This is a genomic window from Cupriavidus sp. SK-4 (genome assembly GCF_000611125.1).
GTDB lineage: Bacteria > Pseudomonadota > Gammaproteobacteria > Burkholderiales > Burkholderiaceae > Cupriavidus > Cupriavidus necator.
This window is the reverse complement of the sequence record NZ_JFJW01000017.1, coordinates 2,003-24,297: the sequence shown is the minus strand read 5'-3', so window position 1 is coordinate 24,297 and position 22,295 is coordinate 2,003. Positions and strand designations below refer to the sequence as shown.

General features: G+C 66.3%; 23 protein-coding genes and 1 tRNA gene. 11 read left to right on the top strand and 13 right to left on the bottom strand.

Going from position 1 to position 22,295, the window contains the following annotated elements:
* Together CF68_RS38000 and CF68_RS03740 are read left to right on the top strand one after the other, a co-directional pair.
* Window positions 1-957 (top strand): murein L,D-transpeptidase (locus tag CF68_RS38000; protein WP_035816145.1); only part of this gene is annotated, 957 nt, incomplete at its 5' end.
* A 33-nt stretch (window positions 958-990) separates the two neighbouring features.
* Window positions 991-1,578: a DUF882 domain-containing protein gene (locus tag CF68_RS03740; protein WP_035816143.1), complete on the top strand. Its 588-nt coding sequence runs from the start codon at window positions 991-993 to the stop codon at window positions 1,576-1,578.
* Window positions 1,579-1,681: 103 nt separating this feature from the next.
* Here the strand turns inward: CF68_RS03740 and CF68_RS03735 are convergent.
* The 5 genes from CF68_RS03735 to CF68_RS03715 form a co-directional block, all read right to left on the bottom strand.
* Window positions 1,682-1,758: transfer RNA gene (locus CF68_RS03735), tRNA-Met, on the bottom strand.
* A gap of 138 nt (window positions 1,759-1,896) precedes the next feature.
* On the bottom strand, window positions 1,897-3,594 hold the full coding sequence (locus CF68_RS03730) for an MFS transporter (RefSeq protein WP_035816141.1): 1,698 nt from the start codon (window positions 3,592-3,594) through the stop codon (window positions 1,897-1,899).
* Window positions 3,595-3,837: 243 nt separating this feature from the next.
* Window positions 3,838-4,173, bottom strand: a complete 336-nt coding sequence (locus CF68_RS03725; RefSeq protein WP_010812225.1) for a DUF4212 domain-containing protein — start codon at window positions 4,171-4,173, stop codon at window positions 3,838-3,840.
* Window positions 4,170-5,726, bottom strand: a complete 1,557-nt coding sequence (locus tag CF68_RS03720; RefSeq protein ID WP_035816139.1) for a sensor histidine kinase — start codon at window positions 5,724-5,726, stop codon at window positions 4,170-4,172. The genes CF68_RS03725 and CF68_RS03720 overlap by 4 nt, the downstream gene beginning before the upstream one ends.
* Before the next feature lie 55 nt (window positions 5,727-5,781).
* Window positions 5,782-6,471, bottom strand: coding sequence for a response regulator transcription factor (locus CF68_RS03715; protein WP_035816137.1), 690 nt, complete (start codon window positions 6,469-6,471; stop codon window positions 5,782-5,784).
* 238 nt (window positions 6,472-6,709) lie between these two features.
* Between CF68_RS03715 and recA the strand changes: the two genes are divergently transcribed.
* The 8 genes from recA (at window position 6,710) to CF68_RS03675 (ending at window position 15,052) form a co-directional block, all read left to right on the top strand.
* Window positions 6,710-7,777: a recombinase RecA gene (recA, locus tag CF68_RS03710; protein ID WP_035816136.1), complete on the top strand. Its 1,068-nt coding sequence runs from the start codon at window positions 6,710-6,712 to the stop codon at window positions 7,775-7,777.
* Between the two features lie 102 nt (window positions 7,778-7,879).
* On the top strand, window positions 7,880-8,356 hold the full coding sequence (gene recX, locus CF68_RS03705) for a recombination regulator RecX (protein WP_035816135.1): 477 nt from the start codon (window positions 7,880-7,882) through the stop codon (window positions 8,354-8,356).
* 143 nt (window positions 8,357-8,499) lie between these two features.
* The gene (locus tag CF68_RS03700; RefSeq protein WP_035816134.1) at window positions 8,500-9,195 is read left to right on the top strand and encodes a DUF2889 domain-containing protein; all 696 of its coding nucleotides are present in this window, start codon (window positions 8,500-8,502) and stop codon (window positions 9,193-9,195) included.
* An 89-nt stretch (window positions 9,196-9,284) separates the two neighbouring features.
* On the top strand, window positions 9,285-10,451 hold the full coding sequence (gene sucC, locus CF68_RS03695; RefSeq protein WP_013955623.1) for an ADP-forming succinate--CoA ligase subunit beta: 1,167 nt from the start codon (window positions 9,285-9,287) through the stop codon (window positions 10,449-10,451).
* Between the two features lie 99 nt (window positions 10,452-10,550).
* Window positions 10,551-11,432, top strand: a complete 882-nt coding sequence (gene sucD / locus CF68_RS03690) for a succinate--CoA ligase subunit alpha (protein WP_035816133.1) — start codon at window positions 10,551-10,553, stop codon at window positions 11,430-11,432.
* 235 nt (window positions 11,433-11,667) lie between these two features.
* A complete protein-coding gene (locus tag CF68_RS03685; protein ID WP_035816132.1) occupies window positions 11,668-12,363 on the top strand; it encodes a TerC family protein in 696 nt (231 codons plus the stop codon).
* A gap of 319 nt (window positions 12,364-12,682) precedes the next feature.
* Window positions 12,683-13,138 (top strand): pilin, encoded by a 456-nt coding sequence (locus CF68_RS39050; protein ID WP_035816131.1) that lies wholly within the window; start codon window positions 12,683-12,685, stop codon window positions 13,136-13,138.
* Window positions 13,139-13,255: 117 nt separating this feature from the next.
* A complete protein-coding gene (locus CF68_RS03675; RefSeq protein WP_035816129.1) occupies window positions 13,256-15,052 on the top strand; it encodes a PglL family O-oligosaccharyltransferase in 1,797 nt (598 codons plus the stop codon).
* A 1-nt stretch (window position 15,053) separates the two neighbouring features.
* On the opposite strand, the gene CF68_RS03670 is transcribed toward CF68_RS03675, so the two are convergent.
* The 3 genes from CF68_RS03670 to moaC form a co-directional block, all read right to left on the bottom strand.
* A complete protein-coding gene (locus CF68_RS03670; RefSeq protein ID WP_035816152.1) occupies window positions 15,054-15,569 on the bottom strand; it encodes a glycine zipper family protein in 516 nt (171 codons plus the stop codon).
* A gap of 14 nt (window positions 15,570-15,583) precedes the next feature.
* Window positions 15,584-16,018, bottom strand: a complete 435-nt coding sequence (locus tag CF68_RS03665; protein ID WP_035816127.1) for a hypothetical protein — start codon at window positions 16,016-16,018, stop codon at window positions 15,584-15,586.
* A gap of 226 nt (window positions 16,019-16,244) precedes the next feature.
* Complete coding sequence (gene moaC, locus CF68_RS03660) at window positions 16,245-16,724, bottom strand: cyclic pyranopterin monophosphate synthase MoaC (protein WP_035816150.1); 480 nt, start codon at window positions 16,722-16,724, stop codon at window positions 16,245-16,247.
* A 96-nt stretch (window positions 16,725-16,820) separates the two neighbouring features.
* Here moaC and CF68_RS03655 point away from each other — a divergent pair, with 96 nt between their 5' ends.
* Window positions 16,821-18,659 carry a M48 family metalloprotease gene (locus tag CF68_RS03655; protein WP_035816125.1) on the top strand — a complete coding sequence of 613 codons (1,839 nt, stop codon included), beginning with the start codon at window positions 16,821-16,823 and terminating at the stop codon, window positions 18,657-18,659.
* A 9-nt stretch (window positions 18,660-18,668) separates the two neighbouring features.
* On the opposite strand, the gene CF68_RS03650 is transcribed toward CF68_RS03655, so the two are convergent.
* The 5 genes from CF68_RS03650 to CF68_RS03630 form a co-directional block, all read right to left on the bottom strand.
* Complete coding sequence (locus CF68_RS03650; RefSeq protein WP_035816123.1) at window positions 18,669-19,259, bottom strand: DUF2946 family protein; 591 nt, start codon at window positions 19,257-19,259, stop codon at window positions 18,669-18,671.
* A 48-nt stretch (window positions 19,260-19,307) separates the two neighbouring features.
* Window positions 19,308-20,399, bottom strand: a complete 1,092-nt coding sequence (locus CF68_RS03645) for a YheT family hydrolase (RefSeq protein WP_035816120.1) — start codon at window positions 20,397-20,399, stop codon at window positions 19,308-19,310.
* A gap of 61 nt (window positions 20,400-20,460) precedes the next feature.
* Complete coding sequence (locus tag CF68_RS03640; RefSeq protein ID WP_035816119.1) at window positions 20,461-20,901, bottom strand: nuclear transport factor 2 family protein; 441 nt, start codon at window positions 20,899-20,901, stop codon at window positions 20,461-20,463.
* Between the two features lie 31 nt (window positions 20,902-20,932).
* Entirely contained in the window at window positions 20,933-21,955 is a 1,023-nt protein-coding gene (waaF, locus tag CF68_RS03635; protein WP_035816117.1) for a lipopolysaccharide heptosyltransferase II, read from the bottom strand.
* A gap of 112 nt (window positions 21,956-22,067) precedes the next feature.
* Complete coding sequence (locus CF68_RS03630; RefSeq protein WP_010812205.1) at window positions 22,068-22,262, bottom strand: zinc-finger domain-containing protein; 195 nt, start codon at window positions 22,260-22,262, stop codon at window positions 22,068-22,070.
* Window positions 22,263-22,295 lie beyond the last annotated feature (33 nt).

Here is a 22,295-nt window from a genome sequence, read left to right as displayed (position 1 = left end):
GGCACCCAGGTGCCGGCCCGCTACGAAGGCGCCCTGGTCGACGGCGTCAAGGCGTTCCAGTCGCGCCACGGCCTGGAGGCCGACGGCGTGATCGGCGCGGCCACGCTGGCACAACTCAACCTGCCCATCGCCAGCCGTGTGCGGCAAATCGAACTGACCATGGAGCGGCTGCGCTGGACGCCACTGGACGGTCCGCGCATGATCGTGGTCAATGTGCCGGAATTCATGCTGCGCGCCTATGAGATCCGCGACGGCAAGCTCGACATCAAGCTCGAGATGAAAGTGATCGTCGGCAAGGCACTGGATACGCGCACGCCGTTGTTCGAGGAGGATATGCGCTACATCGAGTTCAGCCCGTACTGGAACATTCCGCCCTCGATCGCGCGCCGCGAGACCGTGCCGCACCTGCGCCGCGATCCGGCCTATTTCAACCGGCAGGGCCTGGAGTTCGTCACCGGCGACGGCAAGGCCGTGCCCACGCTGTCCGAGGAAAATCTCGAAGCAGTACTGAACGGCCGCATGCGCATCCGCCAGCGGCCGGGCCCGCTGAACGCGCTGGGCGATATCAAGTTCGTGTTTCCCAACAACGAGAACATCTACCTGCACCACACGCCGTCGCCGCAGCTGTTCAAGCGCGGCCGGCGCGACTTCAGCCACGGCTGCATCCGCGTGGAAGCCCCAGTAGCATTGGCCCAGTTCGTGTTGCACGATATGCCGGACTGGAACGAGACCCGGATTCGCGAAGCGATGACGCGTGGCAAGTCCAATACGGTGCGCCTGCAGCAGTCCTTGCCGGTGGTGCTGGCCTACGGCACGGTCATCGCGCGCGCCGATGGTCGTGTATCCTTCTTGCCTGACATTTACGGTCACGACAAATTGCTGGACAAGGCACTGCGGCAACGCAACGGACGGCCCCAGCAACCAGCTATTGCAAGCGCCTCCGGCACCACCCGCTGAGGCGCCACTGGCACATTCAGAGGAAGTAGTACCATGACTGATGCGACGCGCAAGGCACGCCGCCGCTTTCTTCATACCACCGGAACCCTGGCCCTCGCCGCCGGCCTGATGCCGCTGGCACCACGCCAGGCGCTGGCAAGCCTGCCTGCAAACCAGGCCCTGGCAGGCCTGCCGGACGCCCGCACGCTGGCTTTCGACCACACCCACACCGGGGAACGCGTGTCCTTGGTCTATGCCGTTGGCAACCGCTTCGTGCCCGACGCGCTGACTACGCTCAACGGCTTCCTGCGCGACCACTACTCCGGCAAGGTCGGCATGATCGACCCGCAACTGTTCGACCTGCTGTTCCAGGTCCGCCGCGAGCTTGGCACCGACCAGCCGTTCCAGGTCATCTCTGGCTACCGCAGCCCGGCTACCAACTCGCGCCTGCGCAACTCGCGCGGCGGCGGCGTGGCCAGGCACAGCCTGCACATGGACGGCAAGGCCATCGACATCCGCCTGGCCGGCGTGCCGCTGGCGGACGTGCGCGACGCGGCCAAGTCATTGCAGGGTGGAGGCGTCGGCTTCTATGAGTCTGACCAGTTCGTGCACATCGATACCGGGCGCGTGCGTTACTGGTAAGCGTTGTCTGTGGCCGCCCATGAGGGGCGGCTCGCTTGCGCGAGCTGGCAGCGACAAAGAAAAAAGCCGCGAACCCATGCGGGATCGCGGCTTTTCAAATAGATGGTGGCGAATCAGGGACTCGAACCCCGGACCTGCGGATTATGATTCCGTCGCTCTAACCGACTGAGCTAATTCGCCAACGAAGACTGAGATTATACCTGGGCTTTCGAAGCTGTCAACACCTTCCCGCGAAGATTTTGCACGAAGGGCCCATGCATAAAAAAACCGGGGGGGGGGGGGGGCGGCGCGCCGTTTCCGTTAGTGCCGGACGACCGCTCAGTCGTTGGCGTAGATGTTCACGTCCTTGGTCTCGCGGATGAACAGCGCGCCGATCACGAAGGTGAGGGCTGCGATGATGATCGGATACCAGAGCCCGTAGTAGATGTTGCCGTTCTGGGCCACCAGTGCAAACGAGATGGTGGGCAGCAGGCCGCCGAACCAGCCGTTGCCGATATGGTAGGGCAGCGACATCGAGGTGTAGCGGATACGGGTCGGGAACATCTCCACCAGCATGGCGGCGATCGGGCCGTACACCATGGTGACGTAGATGACCAGGATGACCAGGATCACCAGCACCATGATCGTGTTCATCTGTGCCGGGTCGGCCTTGGTCGGGTAGCCGGCGGAGGCCATCGATTCACCCACCTCCTTCTTGAACGCCGCGATCTGCTTCTTGCTGGCGTCGTCGAAGCTGTGGCCGTTCACCAGCTGCGCGTTGAAGGCCTTAATCTCCTTGTCGCCGATCTTGACCGTGGCCACGGTGCCGGCCGGGGCCTCGACCACTTCATAGCTGGCCGATGCCTGGGCCAGCGTGCGCTTGACGATGTCGCAGGAGCTGCGGAAGTCGATCTCGCGGGCGATCGGGCTGCCCTGGAACGAGCACTGCTTCGGGTCGGCGGTGACCACGATCTGGGCGCTCTGCTGGGCGCGCTCCAGCGCCGGGTTGGCGTAGTGGGTCATTGCCTTGAACAGCGGGAAGTAGGTCAGCACGGCCAGCGCGCAGCCCGCCATGATGATCCACTTGCGGCCGATCTTGTCCGACAGCGAGCCGAAGAAGATGAAGAACGGCGTGCCGAGCACCAGTGCGCCGGCGATCAGCAGGTTGGCCGTCTTGGCATCGACCTTGAGCACCTGGGTCAGGAAGAACAGCGCATAGAACTGGCCGGTGTACCAGACCACGGCCTGGCCGGCGGTCAGGCCGATCAGGGCCAGGATCACGATCTTCAGGTTGCGCCACTGGCCGAAGGACTCGGTCAGCGGGGCCTTGGAGGTCTTGCCCTCTGCCTTCATGCGCTGGAACGCCGGCGATTCATTCATCGACAGGCGGATATACACCGACACGCCCAGCAGCAGGATCGACACCAGGAACGGGATGCGCCAGCCCCAGGTCTCGAAGTTGGGCCCGGTCATTTCGCGGCACAGCAGGATCACGATCAGCGACAGGAACAGGCCCAGCGTGGCCGTGGTCTGGATCCACGAGGTATAGGCGCCGCGCTTGCCGTGCGGTGCGTGCTCGGCCACGTAGGTGGCGGCACCGCCGTACTCGCCGCCGAGCGCCAGGCCCTGCAGCATGCGCAGTGCGATCAGGATGATCGGCGCGGCCCAGCCGATGGTGGCGTAGCCCGGCAGCAGGCCGACGATGAAGGTCGACAGGCCCATGAGCAGGATCGTCACCAGGAAGGTGTACTTGCGCCCGATCATGTCGCCCAGGCGGCCGAACACCAGCGCGCCGAACGGCCGTACGATAAAGCCGGCGGCGAATGCGAGCAGCGCGAAGATGAAGGCCGAGGTGGGATCCAGTCCGGCGAAGAACTGCTTGGCAATGATTGCCGCCAGCGAGCCGTAGAGATAAAAGTCGTACCACTCGAACACCGTGCCCAGCGATGAGGCAAAGATCACCTTGCGCTCTTCGGCTGTCATCGGTGCGTTCTGCGCGCCCCCTCCGGGCACCGCAACGTTTTGCACGTTTGCCATATTGTCTCCTCCGTCTGGAATGGATCTCGGGTGGGCGTGGCGCGGGAAAGACCGCGCGGCTGGCCGCTATGCCTGAGTTGCAGAGGATTGTGGGTGGCGAAACTTACTGCGTTCTGACATACCCGGGCGCGGAATCGTCAAAAAACGTCGGGGTATACGCTAGCCGTGGGCGGGGGTTTGGATGCTGCGCTGCGGGGGGCGATGTGCTTGTGTGGCGGAATGGCGCGCTTTGCAGGGGTGCGGCTATGCAGCATCGGTGCCTGTTCCGCGCGAGGCGCCCTGCGAAGGCGCAGGGGCGGGCGCGGCCAGGCTGTCGGCGTCGGCTTCGCCGTCGGCGCGGTTCATGCGCCAGGCATAGAGCGCGGCCATCAGCACGTAGACCACCAGCGCGCCTTGCGCGCCGACCCAGAACGAGAACGGCCAGCCAAAGAAGTCGAAGCGCAGGTCGCGCGCAAACCATGCCACCACGAAGGTGACGGTGAACCAGATCGCGAGCAGGCCGCAGATCCAGCGCAGGTTGCGCCGCCAAGCCTGGCGCTGGCGGGCTTCGGCACTGTCGGGGGCGGGGCTGTCGTTCATGCGGGCGGGAGGTAGTCGGGCCGGCGCAGCGTCACGCGGAAATGCGCGCCGGCCAGCCGTGGCGATTGCTGGTAGACGTGGTCGGAAATCTGGACGTCGCCGCCGTGCTGCTGCACGATCTCGCGCACGATGGCCAGGCCCAGGCCGCTGCCTTCGGTATTGGTGCCGAGCACGCGGTAGAAGCGCTCCATCACGCGCTCGCGCTCGGCCGGCGCAATGCCCGGGCCGGTGTCTTCGACATCCAGGTAGGCGAACGGCTCGAAGGCATCGGCGCTGACGCGCACCGTGGCGTGCCCGCCGCGCGGCGTGTAGCGGATGGCGTTGTCGAGCAGGTTGTTCAGCATCTCGGTCAGCATCAGGCGGTTGCCCTGCACCATCACCGGATGTTCGTCGGCATCCAGGCCCAGGTCGATGTCGCGCGCCCAGGCCTGCGGCAGCCAGTCCTTGACCACCTCGCGCGCGAGCGCCGCCAGGTCCAGCGCGGCCATGCCGCCGGTGCCCGCCAGGTTTTCCATGCGCGCCAGCGACAGCAGCTGCGTGACCAGGTGCGCGGTGCGCTCAGAGCTGCCGGCGATCTGCGCCAGCGAGCGCCGCAGCTCTTCCGGCGACTGCTCGCGCTGCGCCAGCTCGGCCTGCATGCGCAGGCCCGCCAGCGGCGTCTTCATCTGGTGCGCGGCATCGGCGATAAAGCGCTTCTGGGTCTGCACCGACTGGTCCAGGCGCGCCAGCAGGTCGTTGAACGAACCCACCAGCGGCGTGATTTCCTGCGGCGCGGCGCGTTCGTCGATCGGGCTGGTATCGCCGGGGTTGCGCGCGCGGATGCGCTGCTGGATCGCGGTCAGCGGAGCCAGCCCGCGCGACAGCCCGAACCAGACCAGCACCACCGCCAGCGGCAGGATCACGAACTGCGGCAGGATCACCCCCTTGATGATCTCGTTGGCCAGGCGCGCGCGCTTGTCCAGGGTCTCGGCCACCTGCACCAGCACCGGCTGGGTGCCGCTGACCTGCTTCAGGTCGATATAGGTGTAGGCCACGCGCACGTCGTTGCCGGCCACGCGGTCATCGCGCAGGGACACCAGGCCCGCGTGGCCCTGGTCCTCCTCGGACGGCAGCGGCAGGTCGTGGTCGCCGGCGATGTATTCGCCGCGCTTGCCGACCACCTGGTAGTAGATGTTGTCGGTCTCGTCGGCGCGCAGGATCTCGCGCGCCGACAGCGGCAACTGCAGCGTGATGCGCCCGTTGACCTCGCGCACCTGCTGCGACAGCACGATGGCGCTGGCTTCCAGCGCGCGGTCGAAGGGCCCGTTGGCGATCGACTTGGCCACCAGGTAGGTCACCGCGATGCTCATCGGCCAGAGCAGCAGCAGCGGCGCCAGCATCCAGTCGAGGATCTCGCCGAACAATGAGCGCGGCGACGGATGCGCGGTGCTTTCCTCGAGGTGCGGCAGCGCGTCGGCCAGGTCCTGGTCGGCGGCGTCCGGGGCCGGGGCGGCGGAAGGAGGGGGTGGCGCGGCGCGGGGCGCGCGTCGCCAGGGCAGTCGCAGCAGGCTCATCTCGGCGGTTTGCGCTCAGGTCGGTCGCTTGGCCTGCGGTGGCGTCGGGCGGGGGTCAGTGGTGCGCGGCCACCGCCGGCTGGAATTTCTCCAGGCAGTAGCCAAGCCCGCGTACGGTGGCGATGCGGATGCCGCCGACTTCGATCTTCTTGCGCAGCCGGTGCACGTAGACCTCGATCGCGTTGTTGCTGACTTCCTCGCCCCACTCGCACAGGTGGTCCACCAGCTGCTCTTTCGATACCAGGCGGCCGCTGCGTGTCAGCAGGATCTCCAGCAATCCGATCTCGCGCGCGGACAGGTCCAGCATCTGCTCGTTGAGATAGGCGATACGTCCGACCTGGTCGTAGGCCAGCGGCCCGTGCCGCATCAGCGTGGCGCCGCCGCCGGCGCCGCGCCGCACCAGCGCGCGCACGCGCGCTTCAAGCTCGGACAGGGCAAAGGGCTTGGCCATATAGTCGTCGGCGCCCAGGTCCAGGCCCTTGACGCGCTCGTCGACGCTGTCGGCAGCGGTCAGGATCAGCACCGGCAACATCGCGCCGCGCGCGCGCAGGCGCTTGAGCACTTCCAGCCCGGACATACGCGGCAGGCCCAGGTCCAGGATCAGCAGGTCGAAGGTCTGGGTCGACAGCGCGGAATCGGCTTCCAGGCCGTTCGTGACGTGGTCGACGGCATAGCCCGAGTGGCGTAGCGAGCGCGTCAGGCCGTCGGCCAGCACGTCGTCATCTTCGGCGATCAGAATGCGCATGGTTGTCTCCACCGTGGCCGGCATAGCCGGCGCCGGCTGCGCAGTGAGCACAAGGGGGCGCGATGGGGCTTGCCAAGCATACTGTTTTTTTATACAGTACCCGCACGTTCCGCTGGGGCTGCCCGGGGAGACCCCCTGGAGAGCGGCCGCGCAGACAGCCGGGCCGGCGCTGGAGCCGGAAAATGCCGGTGCCGCGCCACATGCGGCCTATTTATACACCATTGATTCAAGGACGACCATGGACGACAAGAAGGCAGGTGCCGGCGTGAGCGCCGAGAAGCAGAAGGCGCTTGCCGCCGCGCTCTCCCAGATCGAGAAGCAGTTCGGCAAGGGCTCGATCATGCGCCTGGGCGACGGCGAGGTCGAGAAGGACATCCAGGTGGTATCCACCGGTTCGCTCGGCCTGGACATCGCGCTTGGCGTCGGCGGCCTGCCGCGCGGCCGCGTGGTCGAGATCTATGGTCCGGAATCCTCGGGCAAGACCACGCTGACGCTGCAGGTCGTGGCCGAGATGCAGAAGCTGGGCGGCACCTGCGCCTTTATCGACGCTGAGCACGCGCTGGACGTCAGCTACGCCAACAAGCTGGGCGTCAACGTCGGCGACCTGCTGATCTCGCAGCCGGACACCGGCGAGCAGGCGCTGGAAATCACCGACGCGCTGGTGCGCTCGGGCTCGATCGACCTGATCGTGATCGACTCAGTGGCCGCGCTGGTGCCCAAGGCCGAAATCGAAGGCGAAATGGGCGATTCGCTGCCGGGCCTGCAGGCCCGCCTGATGAGCCAGGCGCTGCGCAAGCTGACTGGCACTATCAAGCGCACCAACTGCCTGGTGATCTTCATCAACCAGATCCGCATGAAGATCGGCGTGATGTTCGGCTCGCCGGAAACCACCACCGGCGGCAACGCGCTGAAGTTCTACGCCTCGGTGCGCCTGGATATCCGCCGCATCGGCTCGATCAAGAAGGGCGACGACGTGATCGGCAACGAGACCAAGGTCAAGGTGGTCAAGAACAAGGTCTCGCCGCCGTTCCGCGAAGCCTTCTTCGACATCCTGTATGGCCAGGGTATTTCGCGCCAGGGCGAGATCATCGACCTGGGCGTGGACGCCAAGATCGTTGAGAAGTCCGGCGCCTGGTACAGCTACAACGGCGACAAGATCGGCCAGGGCAAGGACAACGCGCGCGAATACCTGCGCGAGAACCCGGACATCGCCGACGAGATCGAAAATAAGGTGCGCGCGGCGCTGGGCGTGGTGGCCATGAACCCCACTGCGGCGGCTGCCACGCCGGTAGCGGTCGAAGACTGACGGCGCCAGCGGCCATTGCGCCATCCGGAAGGCCGGGGCATCGCCGATGCCCCGGCCTTTTTGCTTGGCGCGGATCCATCCATCCACAGATTCCTGTAACCCATGGCAACCCGCCCCCCGCTTTCGCTGAAGGCCCGCGCCGTCGGCTACCTATCGCGCCGCGAGCACAGCCGTGCCGAACTGGCGCGCAAGCTGGCGCCGCATGCCGAGTCGGCCGAGCAGCTGGAGCAGTTGCTGGACGCGCTGGAGCGCGAGAACTGGCTGTCGAACCAGCGCTTTGCCGACAGCCTTGTGCACCGCCGCGGCGCCCGCTACGGCACCGCGCGCGTGATGCAGGAGGCCAAGACCCACAAGCTTGGCAGCGAGCAGCTGGGTGATCTGCAGGAGCGGCTGCGCGCCAGGGAAGTGGCGCGCGCCCGTGAGGTCTGGCGCAAGCGCTTCGGCACCCCGCCGGACACGTCCGAAGCGCGGGCCAAGCAGATCCGCTTCATGGTGGCGCGCGGGTTTTCGCGTTCGGTCGTCAGCAAGATCATCCAGGGTGCGGACGAAGACTACGGCGACGACGATGGCGAGGCCTGATGCGCCATGGTCGGCCGACAATCCCGCTGCGACAGTTGCTGCACAAGGATGTTCCCGGCCAAAGCGGCGCGGCATGTTAAACTCCCCCGGTTTTCGGTGCTCCGGCACCGCCGTTCCCCAGCCCCCGTATTTCCAGCCTGGCCATGCCTCTGTCCCAGCCCGTCAACCGCTCCCAGCGTCACCGTCGCGCCATTTCGGCCGAGGCGTACCAGAGAGAGGACGGCTTGTGGGATATCGAGGTGCGCCTGACCGACACCAAGCCTCGCGACATCGAACTGGCCGGCGACCGCGTCCGCCCGGTAGGCCAGCCCCTGCACGACCTGTGGCTGCGCGTCACGATCAATGAGGAAATGACGGTGCTGGATGCCGAGGCCTGCTCGGACTGGGTGCCGTATCCATCCCATTGCGACACGATCGGCCCGGCTTACCGCAAGCTGATCGGCCTGAACCTGCGCAAGGGCTTTCGCAAGGCTGTGCGCGAGCGCCTGGGCGGCATGCATGGTTGCTCACACCTGACCGAGGCCGCTGGCGTGCTGCCCAGCACGGCGATCCAGGCTTTTGCCGGTGAAGTCATCAATATCCGCGACAACGGCGAGGACGACCCGAATCCGGAGCCGCCCTATCAGTTGAACGGCTGCCACGCCCTGCGTTTCGATGGCGAGGTGGTTCGTCAGTTTTACCCGCGCTGGTATGGTCACCAGCCGACGCCCAAGGTACGGGCCGAGGCAGCACCTGCCGTCGCAACTGCGCCTCAGGCGCCGCCCGCGGCCAATGGCGACCGCGGCAATGATGGCAACGACGCTGTCCCGGCCGAGCGGCCGACCGGCACCTCCGGCTGATTCTCAGGATTGGCCAGCCTGACGAGAGAGTTCGTCTTCTTTCAGATTCTTCCCTTCTACCTTTTACGCCTACCCGAAAGGAAACACGCATGAATATCCATGAGTATCAAGGCAAGGAAATCCTGCGCAAATACAATGTGCCGGTTCCGCGCGGCATCCCCGCGTTCTCGGTTGACGAGGCCCTGAAGGCCGCAGAAACGCTCGGCGGCCCGGTGTGGGTCGTCAAGGCTCAGATTCATGCGGGTGGCCGCGGCAAGGGCGGCGGCGTGAAGGTTGCCAAGAGCATCGACGACGTCAAGACCTACGCTTCGAACATCCTGGGCATGCAGCTGGTCACGCACCAGACCGGCCCGGAAGGCAAGAAGGTCAACCGCCTGCTGATCGAAGAAGGCGCCGACATCAAGAAGGAACTGTACGTTTCGCTGGTGGTGGACCGTGTTTCGCAGAAGGTCGCGCTGATGGCCTCGAGCGAAGGCGGCATGGACATCGAAGAAGTCGCTGCCCACAGCCCGGAAAAGATCCACACCCTGATCATCGAGCCGTCGGTCGGCCTGACCGACGCTGAAGCCGACGACATCGCCCGCAAGATCGGCGTGCCCGACGCGAGCGTGGCGCAAGCCCGCCAGGCGCTGCAAGGCCTGTACAAGGCGTTCTATGAAACCGACGCTTCGCTGGCTGAAATCAACCCGCTGATCCTGACCGGCGACGGCAAGGTTATCGCGCTGGACGCCAAGTTCAACTTCGACTCGAACGCGCTGTTCCGTCACCCGGAAATCGTTGCCTACCGCGACCTGGATGAAGAAGACGCCAACGAAATCGAAGCCTCGAAGTTCGACCTGGCCTACATCTCGCTGGACGGCAACATCGGCTGCCTGGTGAACGGCGCCGGCCTGGCCATGGCCACCATGGACACCATCAAGCTGTTCGGCGGCGAGCCGGCCAACTTCCTCGACGTGGGCGGCGGTGCCACCACCGAGAAGGTGACCGAAGCCTTCAAGCTGATGCTGAGCAACCCGAACGTGGAGGCCATCCTGGTCAACATCTTCGGCGGCATCATGCGTTGCGACGTGATCGCCGAAGGCGTGATCTCCGCGTCCAAGGCCGTGCACCTGACGGTGCCGCTGGTCGTGCGCATGAAGGGCACCAACGAAGACCTCGGCAAGAAGATGCTGGCCGACTCGGGCCTGCCCATCATCTCGGCCGACACGATGGAAGAAGCCGCCCAGAAGGTGGTGGCCGCTGCCGCTGGCAAGTAAGCCGTCGCACGAACGCAACCATACGCGAACGCGGGCGGTGCGCAGGCGCTTTGATGCGCCCTCGCGCGCGCCGCTCGTAGCCAAGCAAAGGATTACAGCATGTCGATTCTGATCAACAAAGACACCAAGGTCATCACCCAGGGCATCACCGGCAAGACCGGCCAGTTCCACACCCGTGGCTGCCGCGACTACGCCAACGGCAAGAACTGCTTCGTCGCGGGCGTGAACCCGAAGAAGGCCGGTGAAGACTTCGAAGGCATTCCCATCTACGCCAGCGTCAAGGACGCCAAGGCCCAGACCGGCGCCACCGTGTCGGTCATCTACGTGCCGCCCGCAGGCGCCGCTGCCGCGATCTGGGAAGCCGTTGAGGCCGACCTGGACCTGGTGGTCTGCATCACCGAAGGCATCCCCGTGCGCGACATGATGGAAGTCAAGGACCGCATGCGCCGCGAGAAGAAGAAGACCCTGCTGCTGGGACCGAACTGCCCGGGCCTGATCACGCCGGACGAAATCAAGATCGGCATCATGCCGGGTCACATCCACAAGAAGGGCCGCATCGGCGTGGTGTCGCGCTCGGGCACGCTGACGTACGAAGCCGTGGGCCAGTTGACCGCGCTGGGCCTGGGCCAGTCGTCGGCTGTCGGCATCGGTGGCGACCCCATCAACGGCCTGAAGCACATCGACGTGATGAAGATGTTCAACGACGATCCGGAAACGGACGCCGTGGTCATGATCGGTGAGATCGGCGGTCCGGACGAAGCCAACGCGGCTTACTGGATCAAGGAAAACATGAAGAAGCCGGTGGTTGGCTTCATCGCTGGCGTGACCGCGCCTCCGGGCAAGCGCATGGGCCACGCCGGTGCGCTGATCTCGGGCGGTGCCGATACCGCCCAGGCCAAGCTGGAAATCATGGAAGCCTGCGGTATCAAGGTGACCAAGAACCCGTCGGAGATGGGCCGCCTGCTGAAGGCAATGCTGTAAGTCGTACCTCGCCATTCCAGCGAGCGCTGGAATGACGAACCAGACAATGCCCCCGCCCGCGCGGGGGCATTGTCATTCTGGAGGACGGTTTCGGCGTGGCTTCCGGCACGAAACATTACAAAATTGAAATCTAATCGAAAGGTTCGTGCGGTAAACAGTCATGTCCGTGTTTCGAGACATCCGAAATCCCGTCAGATGACGGGTGTGCCACCTATAAAATTCGAGGAGCCCTCCCGTGGAACTGCTGTCTTCCACCACATTCTGGATTGCGTTGGGATCGATCATCCTGACCAATATCGTCCTGTCCGGCGACAACGCGGTGGTGATCGCGCTCGCCTCGCGCAACCTGCCGCCCGCCCAGCAGAAGAAAGCCATCTTCTGGGGCAGTGCCGCCGCCATCATCATGCGCGTGGTGCTGACCGTGGCCGCGGTCAAGCTGCTGAGCCTGCCGTACCTGAAGATCGTGGGCGCGGTGTTGCTGGTCTACATCGGCGTGCAACTGCTGACCGGCGATGACGACGAGGAAGGCCACGACGGCAAGGACAATATCTGGGCCGCCATCCGCACCATCCTGATCGCGGACCTGGTGATGTCGCTCGACAACGTAGTGGCCGTGGCCGCCGCTGCACAGAAGGGCCCCGAGGGCAGCCAGCTGATGCTGCTGATCATCGGCCTGGGCCTGTCGATCCCGCTGATCGTGTTCGGCAGCACGCTGCTGCTCAAGGTCATGGAGCGCTTCCCGGTCATCATCGTGCTGGGCGCAGCGCTGCTGGGCTACCTGGCCGGTGAAATGCTGGTCAGCGACCCGGTCGACGCGGCCTGGTTCGAAGTCCACGTGCCGCACGCCCACCTGGTATTCGGCGCCGCCGGCGCGATCCTGGTGGTGATCATGGGCAAGCTGCTGAGCCGCCGGTCGGCACAGACCGCCTGACGAGGTTCCGCCCAGGCGAGAAGGGCGGCCAGCTGGCCGCCCTTTTTCATTGGTGCGCCGGCAAGGCGGGTCGTCGGTGCCTTGGCCAACTAACTCATGTGAGTGATCGCACATTTTGTCGCTTCGTGCGGTGGTAGCGGGCACAAGTGACAAATTTTGGCGCATCCGGCAAGCATCCCCCTGACGGGTGACGAAATTTGTCGCTTCTTGCCCCCTACGGATGGGGGATGCTGCTGGCACGCTTACTGCTCAATAGTCCCCGCGTCACGAAACCGAAGACGTGCAACGCTTAACCAAAATCTCTTCGAGGGGTCAAATCATGCAACGGGTACAACTGAAGAAACTGGGCCGTCGTGTCCAGAAGGGCTTTACGCTGATCGAACTGATGATCGTGGTTGCGATCATTGGTATTTTGGCAGCTATTGCGATTCCCGCGTATCAAGACTATGTAGCAAAGTCGAAAGCGTCGGCCGCGTACGCTGACATTGCTGCGGGTAAGACGGGCTATGAGCTCGCCATCGTTGAAAGTGACCTTGCCAACGTCGCAGCACGTTCGGGCTTGGATACCTCGGCAGCTGGGACCGGGAACTGCGTGATTACTATTCCCGCGAATCCCGACCCTACCGCTGCTATTAGCCCCGCCATCAAGTGTGCGATCAAGACTCCTGGTCGCCTGGGCGCTGGTGCTACTATTCAACTCGATCGTTCGGCAACAGGGCTCTACACGTGCTCTACCACCGTTATGGCTGCCGCGTACAAGCCGGCAGGTTGCTAGTGATAGTCGAGGGCGCATACGCCTGACGATTTAGGTATTACGAAAAGCGCCTACGGGCGCTTTTTCTTTGTCAGGTCGCCAAGCTATCATGCGCCTTTCCGCTAAATAGGCGCCTCAATGCCGCCGTCCAGGACCTCCCCGTCGGCTGCCTTCATCGCAGCAATCGTGATCCCGCTGCTAGTCTCCCGGCACACTCTGCCGCTTGCGACGTTCTATGGCGAATGGACAGCCGCGCTCTGCGCGCTCGCCCTCCTCGGGGCCCATGCAGTTCGACAGCCCATGGCATCGCCTTCCGTGTCGATGCCGTGGGTATCGCTGCTGCTCGTCTGGCTAGTCGCCGTCAGCCTTGTACTCGGCGCTGCCGGCAACCCTGATATCACCGGCAGCCGCCTCGTCACCGTCCTCACGCTTGTCCTTGGCGCGGCAGTGACATGCGCTGCACGGACGTACCGAAATGCATCGGCAGCATCAACTCCGGCTATCGGCGATGCCCTCGCAACTGCGTTCCTGATTGCCGGGCTGCTCGGCACCGTGACGCAGTGGGTGCAGCTTTTCCACTTCGAGCCCCGCACTTTCGGCCTCGTCTCCTCCTACTTCTACGACAACAACCGCCGCCTCTGGGGCAACCTGAACCAACCCAACCACCAGGCCACCGTTGAAGGCCTGGCGTTGGTGGCGTCAGTGTGGCTGGCCTCCCGTGGCCGCTTGCGCTTCCCGATGTGGCTCGCCGCCGTGGCCTTGCTGGAAAGCGGCATCGTGCTTTCCGGCTCGCGCACCGGCGTGCTGCATGTTGGCCTGGCTGCCTTCTACGCGCTGGCCGCGGCGTGGCTGGCGCGAGGCGCTCGACGTGACTCGGATCCAATGCAGCGACCAGTCGGTCTGCTCGTCGCAGCAGTAGCGATGGTGGCAATGCTACTGTTCCTGCAACCCGCAATCCGCGCGGCAGGGCAAGCCTTCGACTGGCGCCTGTTCGACACCATCGCCCAACTCGAAGCCGAAGACCAGATGTCCGCACGCGGAGCACTATGGACGCATGCGCTGGCAATGTTCCGCTCCCACCCCTGGTTCGGCGTCGGCTGGGGCGAGTTCGGCTGGGCGCAATTCCAGCAGTTGCAGCAAGTCGGCGTGAAGGTGGAGATGTCCCTGCACGCCCACAACGCCATTCTCGACCTGCTTGCGAAGACGGGCATCATCGGTGCCGCAGGCGTCGGCCTGATCCTGCTGGCCTGGCTATGGCGCGTGGTTCGCGTTCGCCTGTGGCACGGCGATGGCGAAGAGCGCAAGCAGACCGTGCTGGTTCTTACCTGGCTGGCGATGCTGTGTGCGCATTCGATGCTCGAATACCCGCTGCATTACCTCTATTTCTTCCTGCCGTTCTGCTTCATGCTCGGTTGGCTGGAGCCGTCGGGCTTCGGGCGGTGGCGTGTGCCGATGCCAGTGGCACGTGGGCTGGCGATCGCGTTTGTCGTGGTAGCCGCGATCGTGCTGGCCACCATGTGGCAAGACTACCGCCGCGCCGAAGCCCGCGAATACGCCAGCGGCGAAGGCCGCAATGCCTTGCCGATGCCGCGCTTCTGGTTCCGCCAGCACGCGCAGGCCGACGCTGCCGGCCTGGCCACCATTACGCTGGCCAATGCGGCGGAGTTGTTGCCCGCCCACATCGCCGCCGTCCACCTGCTGCCTACGCCGACCATGATCGCGCGCACCGCATGGCTGCTGGCGCTGACCGGCGATCCTGCGCAAGGCCGCCAGTGGATGGAACGGCTGCGCTGGTACTACCTTGGCGATGAAGTCGCGCAATACGCCGAGATTGCGAAGGCATGCCGCGATCTGACGCCAGACGAACGCCCGCAGGCATTCTGCGCATGGGTCGGCGACCGTTCGCGTCGGTATTCCGAATGGCGCCGGGACTGACCTAGTAGTACGGATACGGGCTGTAATAGACCGGTGGCGGAGGCGGCGGATAGTAGTAGTACCGTGGTGCCGGCGGCGCAGCGGCGACGCGTCCGGGAGCCGGCACGCGGTTGCCGCTGGCGTACATGCACTGTACGTAGGCGGCATCGTATTGCTGTTGCGTGCCGTAACCCGCGTACTGGGCATTGCCCGCGCCGACCGCCGCACCAGTCAGCAGGCCGACGCCTGCACCCACCGCCGCACCCGAACCGCCATTAAAGGCCGCGCCCGCCGCTGCGCCCAGCGCGGTGCCGACCACTGCGCTGCCGACGGCGGCATTGTTGGCGGCCTGCGAGGATGAGACGCCGCCCACCCGCCCGAAGGCGAACTGGCGGCAGTTGTAGTCGTCGGCGCGGAACTGGTCGAAGCTCTTGCCGGTGCCCGGCAGCACCATCACGCTGGGGCCGGCAGGCATCACGGCGCAGGCGCCGAGGGTCAGGGTGGCCACGGCCAGCGTGGCGCGGGTCAGGGCATGCATGGTGTCACCCCGCATCAGGAGTTGGCCGGCGGCTGTGCCGGTATGCGCTGCCAGCCGCCGGGGCAGGACTGCACATAGGGGTAGTAGCCTTCGGGCTGGTTGCAGTGGTACCACCAGCCCTGCTGCGGCGCTACGCCGTCCGGGCCGGGGACCGGCACGGGGCCGTTCGGTCCCTGTTCGATGTACTGCGGAGGCGCCGCGGGTGCGGTGACCACTGCGGGCGGGTAGTAGTACGGGGCGGGGTAGCCATACGGGTAGCCGCCGTAGAACACGCCAGGCCCGAAATAGAGGCCCACGCCTACGCTTGTGCGCGTCTTGATAAAGCCGCCGCGTGCGTCGCTATCGTGTAAAGCGGCATCGTGGAGATCGGCCCGCCCGGCGAGGGCGGCGCCGCTTGCGGCCGTGGCCGCCAGTGCCAGGGCGATCTGGCAGAGCATGCGCCCGTTCATGGTATCCACCTCATCCCCGCGCGCACCGCATGGCACGCCACGGACAGGGTCAGCAGGCCGCAACCAGCGAGGGCCTGCAATCATATTGAATACCAAATTGTCCCGTGCCGGCGCCACAGCGGCGCGGTTGGAAATGCGGCGTTACCTTTATTACCGGGGAACGACGTTGGCGTAAGACGTCGTGACACAGCCCATCACGGCACGTGTTGCAGGCGTCACGTGGAGGTCAGCCGGCCGCCACCCAATCCCCCGACTTGCCCCCATGCTTTTCCAGCAGCTTCACATTGCCGATCACCATGCCGCGGTCCACTGCCTTGCACATGTCGTAGATCGTCAGCAGCGCCACCTGCACGCCGGTCAGCGCTTCCATCTCCACGCCGGTCTGGCCGCGGGTTTCGGTGCGCACGGTGCAGGCGACGGTGGCCGTGGCCTCGTCCAGTGCGAACTCGACCGCCACCTTGGTCAGGCCGATCGGGTGGCATAGCGGGATCAGGTCGGCGGTGCGCTTGGTGGCCATGATCGCTGCCACGCGGGCGATGCCGATCACGTCGCCTTTCTTGGCGCTGCCGTCGCGCACCAGCGCGAAGGTGGCGGGCTGCATGGTGATGGTGCCGGTGGCCACGGCGACGCGGTGGGTGCTGGCCTTGTCGCCGACGTCGACCATGTGGGCTTGTCCGGCGGTATCGAAATGGGTGAGCTGGGTCATGATCGAGAGCTTCAGTGCGAACTGCGTGCTGGTGGCCGCCGGCGTCCTGGGAAGCATCCGATGGGAACGGCCACGGGAGGCCGCTATCATAGCAACATGCCAAAACAACCATCGCTTCGCAGGTCTGCCGCACGCGGCCCCGGCGCCGTGGCGGACGCTGTTCCCGCCGGCTCTGCGTCACATCGCGCAGGCGCCGGCAATTGCCGCGCTGGCGGCGCATGGACGCCATGGCGGCGGCCGCTGGCGGCGCTGCTGGCGCTGACGTTCGCGGCGCCGGCCTGGCCTCAGGGTACGCCGCGCACGACCACGGCGCCAGCCACGCCGGTGGCGGCCACGCCCGCGGCGAGGCCCCCGCAGCCGGTGCCCGCCATCTCCGGCGAGGCCAGCGACCAGGTCTATGACAACCTGAACCGCAGCGTGAAGGCGGGCCAGAAGTCCGAGTTCGGCCTGCGCACCAACAACGCGGTGGTGGAGGCCGGCGGCGTGCAACTGCCGGACCTGGGCGACCCGTCCACGGCGTCGCTGTCGCCCGACATGGAAAAGCGCCTGGGCGACCGCATCATGCGCGATATCCGCCGCGACCCGCTATACGTGCCGGATCCGCTGCTGTCCGATTACCTGAACGCGCTGGGCTACGGGCTGGTGCAGGCGGCGCGGCGCCAGAGCATCTCCGGTTCGACCGGCGCGGGCACCTTTGCCACCGGCTTCGACCTGTTCGCGGTGCGTGACCGCAGCATCAACGCGTTTGCGCTGCCGGGCGGCTATATCGGCGTGCATACCGGGCTGCTGGTGCAGTCCGATACGGAATCGGAACTGGCTTCGGTGCTGGGCCATGAAATCGGCCACGTGATGCAGCGGCATATCGCGCGCGGCATCACTTCGCAGGACCAGTCGATGTGGATCGCGCTGGCCTCGATGGTGCTGGCGGGCCTGGCCGCCACGCGCAGCCCGGATGCGGCGGCGGCGCTGGCGATGGGCGGGCAGGGCGCGGCCATCGCCAACCAGCTGTCGTTCTCGCGCGGCGCCGAACGCGAGGCCGACCGGGTCGGCTTTCAGATCCTGACCGCGGCGGGGTTTGACCCGCAGGGCATGCCCGATTTCTTCATGCGGCTGCAGCGCACATCGGGGACCGCGGAAAACTCGGTCCCGTCTTATGTGCGGACTCACCCGCTGACCTCCGAGCGGATTGCCGACATGCAGGATCGCGTCAGCCATGCCAGCAAGCGCAAGGTCGCCAACACGCCGGAATACGAGTTTGCGCGGATGCGGGCCCGCGTGATCCAGGAATCGTCGCCCAGCGACCTGCAGAACCTGCGCGCGGCGCTGCGCACGCAACTGCCGGGAGCAACGGCACTGCGCGCTCCGGCGCTGCACTACGGCCTTGCCTTCACCGAGCAGCGGCTGGGCCGCTACCCGGCCGCAGAACAGGAGCTGGCCGAGGCGCGCCGTCTCTACGGCAATATTCCCGGCGCCACCTCGGGCAGCCCCATGCTGGACGTGATGGCGGTGGAACTGGCGCGCGCCCAGGGCCGCGTGCCCGAGGCGCTGTCCCAGGCCAGCGCGTCGATGAAGGCGTTCCCGCTGTCGCATGCGGTGGCGATTGCCTATGCCGATACCCTGGTCGGCTCAGGCCGCTATGAAGAGGCCGTGCGCTTCCTGCGCGAACGCACGCGCCAGGAGACCAGCCGCAGCGAATGGTGGGAGCTGCTGGCGCGCGCCTACGCGGGCCAGGGCAAGCGCTTGCAGCAGCACCAAGCGCTGGCCGAGAAGTATGCGATGGACGGCGCTTACCAGGCCGCGATCGAGCAGCTGCAGATCGCGCGCAAGGCTGGCGACGGGGACTTCTACACGCTGTCCGAGGTCGATGCGCGCCTGCACCAGCTGGAGCGCCAGTACCGCGAGGACAAGCAGGACAGCAAGGGCATGCCTAACTGAGGCAGGCGTTCAGCCAGCCGGCGGCGCCGGCTGGCGCACGAAGCCAAAGCGCTTGGGCACCTCGCTCTCGGCAATCGGCTCGATCGGGATGTCGCGGCCATCGTGGTGGAATACGCCCAGGTCGGTGCCGCAGGCTTCGCCATGCCAGGTGCTGGCGCCGCTGAACAGTTCCAGGTCGTGGTCGTGCAGCAGGGCGGCCTGCTGTGCCGGCGGGCTGCCTTGCGCCATGCCCTCGACCGTGCCGGCCAACACCACGTTGCCGTGCTCGTCGGCGTAGCAGGCCTGCAGCGTGAAGGCCTGCTGCGTGGTCGTGCGCAACGCGCCTTCATGCAGCCGCACGACCCACGGCGCATAGCCCAGCGATACGAACACCCGCTGCGGGCCGTTCTGGAAGTACCAGGCGCCGCGCTCGTCGCACAGGTAGTTGCGTTCGATAAAGCCGATCAGCGCTTCATGGCGGATGGGGTCGCCCGACAGCCCGTGCTGCTGGGCGTATTCATTGCGCAGGCGCCACTGGCCGCGGCGGTCCAGCGCCAGCCAGCCGTAGGCATTGGGCACGTTGGGCCAGCGTGCCATGGCTTGCCTGACGATCTCGTCCATGTCTGTCTCCTCGGCGGGCTGGTGGCTTATCGTACCGCTGCGCCCGCCCTACATCATGCTGTCAAAAAATCTCAGGATCCGTGCCGGCAGCCATTCGATGTCGCCGCTGAAGCGCCCGTCGGGCAGCAGGGGCAGGTGCCGGCGCCAGCCCTCGGGCGGGGTCATGAAGCCGACATGGCCGCCGTGCTCGGGCTGTTCCAGCCATACCTGCGGACTGGCGTCGGCCGGGCCGGGCAGGTGCCGGGCCGGCAGGAAGGGATCGTTGCGCGCATTGAGCACCAGCGTAGGCACGGCGATGTCGCGCAGCACGGGTTTGCTGGCGGCGCGGCGCCAGTAGTCGTCGGTATCGACATAGCCGTGCAGCGGCGCGGTGACGACGTTGTCGAAGGCGTACAGGTCGCGGCTGGCCAGCATCGTGTCGCGGTCGAACAGCCCCGGGAACTGCCCCAGCTTGGCCAGCGACTTGCGCTTGAGCGTCTGCAGGAACATGCGCGTGTAGACCAGGTTGAAGCCGGCCGACAGCGCCGCGCCGCCGGCAGCCAGGTCCAGCGGCGCGGAGATCGCCGCGGCCGCATGCACGTGGCCGGCGCTGGTGCCGTCTTCGCCCAGGAAGCGCAGCAGCGCGTTGCCGCCCAGCGAGATCCCCACCACCAGCAGCTTGCGCCCGTTGGCGCAATGGCGCTGGCGCATGCGCTCCAGCACCCAGCGGATCTCGGCCGAATCGCCCGAGTGGTAGAAGCGCGGCGCCAGGTTTAGCTCGCCCGAGCAGCCGCGGAAATGCGGGATCACGCCCTGCCAGCCGCGCAGGGACAGCGCATGCATCAGCGCCTGCGCGTAATGGCTGCCGGAATCGCCCTCCAGGCCGTGGAACATCACCACCAGCGGCGTGTCCGGGCGCACCGGGTGGGTGGTCCAGTCGAGGTCGATGAAGTCCTGGTCGGGGGTGTCCCAGCGCTCGCGGCGAAAGCTCACGCGCGGCAGGCGGCGCGTGAAGCGCGCGGGGATGATGGTCTGGGCATGGCCGCCGCGCAGCCACCAGGGCATCGGCACGCCGTCGCCGTAGCCATGGCCGGGTGCCGTGGCGGGATCAGCCTGGGCGTGGACGGCCTGGGGAAGGCTGTGGTGCGGAAGCTGCGTCATGCCGGCGTGGTGTTGCAGCAGGCCGCGGCGCGGCCGTGCGGGTTTAGAACCAGACGGATTCTTAATGCAGCGCCTGCCCCGGCGCGGCGGCCACGGCGGCAACCTGCACCGCGTTGGCCGGGCTGCAGTGGATATGTGCCAGGCGCCAGCCTTCGTGGTTCTGCATCAGCACATAGGTGGTGTGCACGTACAGGTCGGCCTCGACGCGGTCGTTGCCGAAGCGCAGTGCCTCGGTCACGTCGAAGATCGACACGGCCATCGACGCATGACTGCTGGTCTCGATCGCATCGACCAGCACCGGCTGTTCTTCCAGCAGTTGCAGGAAGGCCTGGCGCAGCTGTTCGTGGCCGATCAGGCGCTGGCCGTCGGGCAGCACGCAGGTGATCGAGTCTTCGTCCAGCCACAGGCGCAGCGCGCCGTCGGCGTCGCGCAGCTTCAGGGCTTCGCGAAAGGCTTCGACAATGTCTTCGGCGGAATCGAACAGGCGGGCAAAGCGAGGCATGGTGGCAGTAGAAGTGGCGAGGGCAGTGAAGTCAGGGCCGGTGCAGCAGCTTGCGCAGCTCGACGAACACCATTTCAGGTTCGATCTCTTTCAGGCAGCGCAGGTGGCCCAGCGGGCACTCGCGCTTGAAGCAGGGACTGCACTCCAGCTGCAGCCACATGATACTCGCTGCCTGTGACAGCGGCGGCGTGTGGCGCGGGTCGCTCGAGCCGAACACCGCCACCTGGGGCCGGCTCAGCGCCGCGGTGACGTGCATCAGGCCGGAGTCGTTGCAGACCGCGGCCTCGGACAGCGCCAGCAGGTCCACGGCGTCATCCAGCGAGGTCTGGCCGCACAGATTGCGCACGAACGGGGCCTCGCTGACGATCTCGGCGGCGATCTCGGCGTCCTTGGCCGAGCCCAGCGTGATCATCTGCGCATACGGGTAGGAGCGCCGCAGCATCTGCGCGAGCCTGGCGAAATGCCCGGCCGGCCAGCGCTTGGCCGGGCCGAACTCGGCACCCGGGCAGAACGCGATCACGCGCGTGTGCGGGGCGATGCCAAAGCGCTCGGCGGTGGCCGCCATGCGCGTCGGGTCGACGCGCAGGCGCGGCTCTGGCAGGTCTTCGGGCAGGCGCGCGCCGGGCCTGAGCGCCAGGCGGGCGTAGTGCTCCACCATCGGCGGGCGCTTGTCGCGCGGCGGGTTGGCGTGGCGCACGTTGAGCAGGCCGAAGCGGGCTTCGCCGCGGTAGCCGATGCGCAGCGGGATGCCGGCCAGCCAGGGGACCAGTGCCGACTTGAGCGAGTTCGGCAGCACGTAGGCGAGGTCGTAGCCTTCGTTCTTGAGCTGCTGCGCGAACATCAGCCGTGCCGACAGCTGCAGCTTGCCGTGCGCGAGGTCGGACGGGAACACGCGGCCGATCTCCGGCATGCGCGCGAGCACGGGCGCGACCCACTTGGGCGCGAGTGCGTCGATGACCAGGCGCGGATGGCGCGCCTTGAGCAGCGCAAAGAGCGGCTGCGCCATCAGGGCGTCGCCGATCCAGTTGGGGGCGATGACGAGGGCTTTCTTCATGGGCGGGGCGCTTGGAGCCGGCACGCCGGCGCGGATGCCGGCAACGCCGACGCTCCGGGGCGCCTGCAAGCGGCCCGGAGCGTCAGGATCGTGCGAATGCGGGCGGCTCGGGTCAGTGGTGGCCCTTCAGCACGGTGCCCGGCTTGAGCTTGTAGACGGTACCGCAGTAGGGGCACTTGGCCTCGCCGGTGTCTGCCACGTCGAGGAACACGCGCGGATGGTAGTTCCATGCCGGGGTGTTGGCGGTCGGGCAGTGCAGCGGAATGTCTTCAGCGCCGATTTCGATGATGGTGGCGGTTTGCGTCATGGTGTTGCAGGGAGTGATGCTTATTGTTCGATG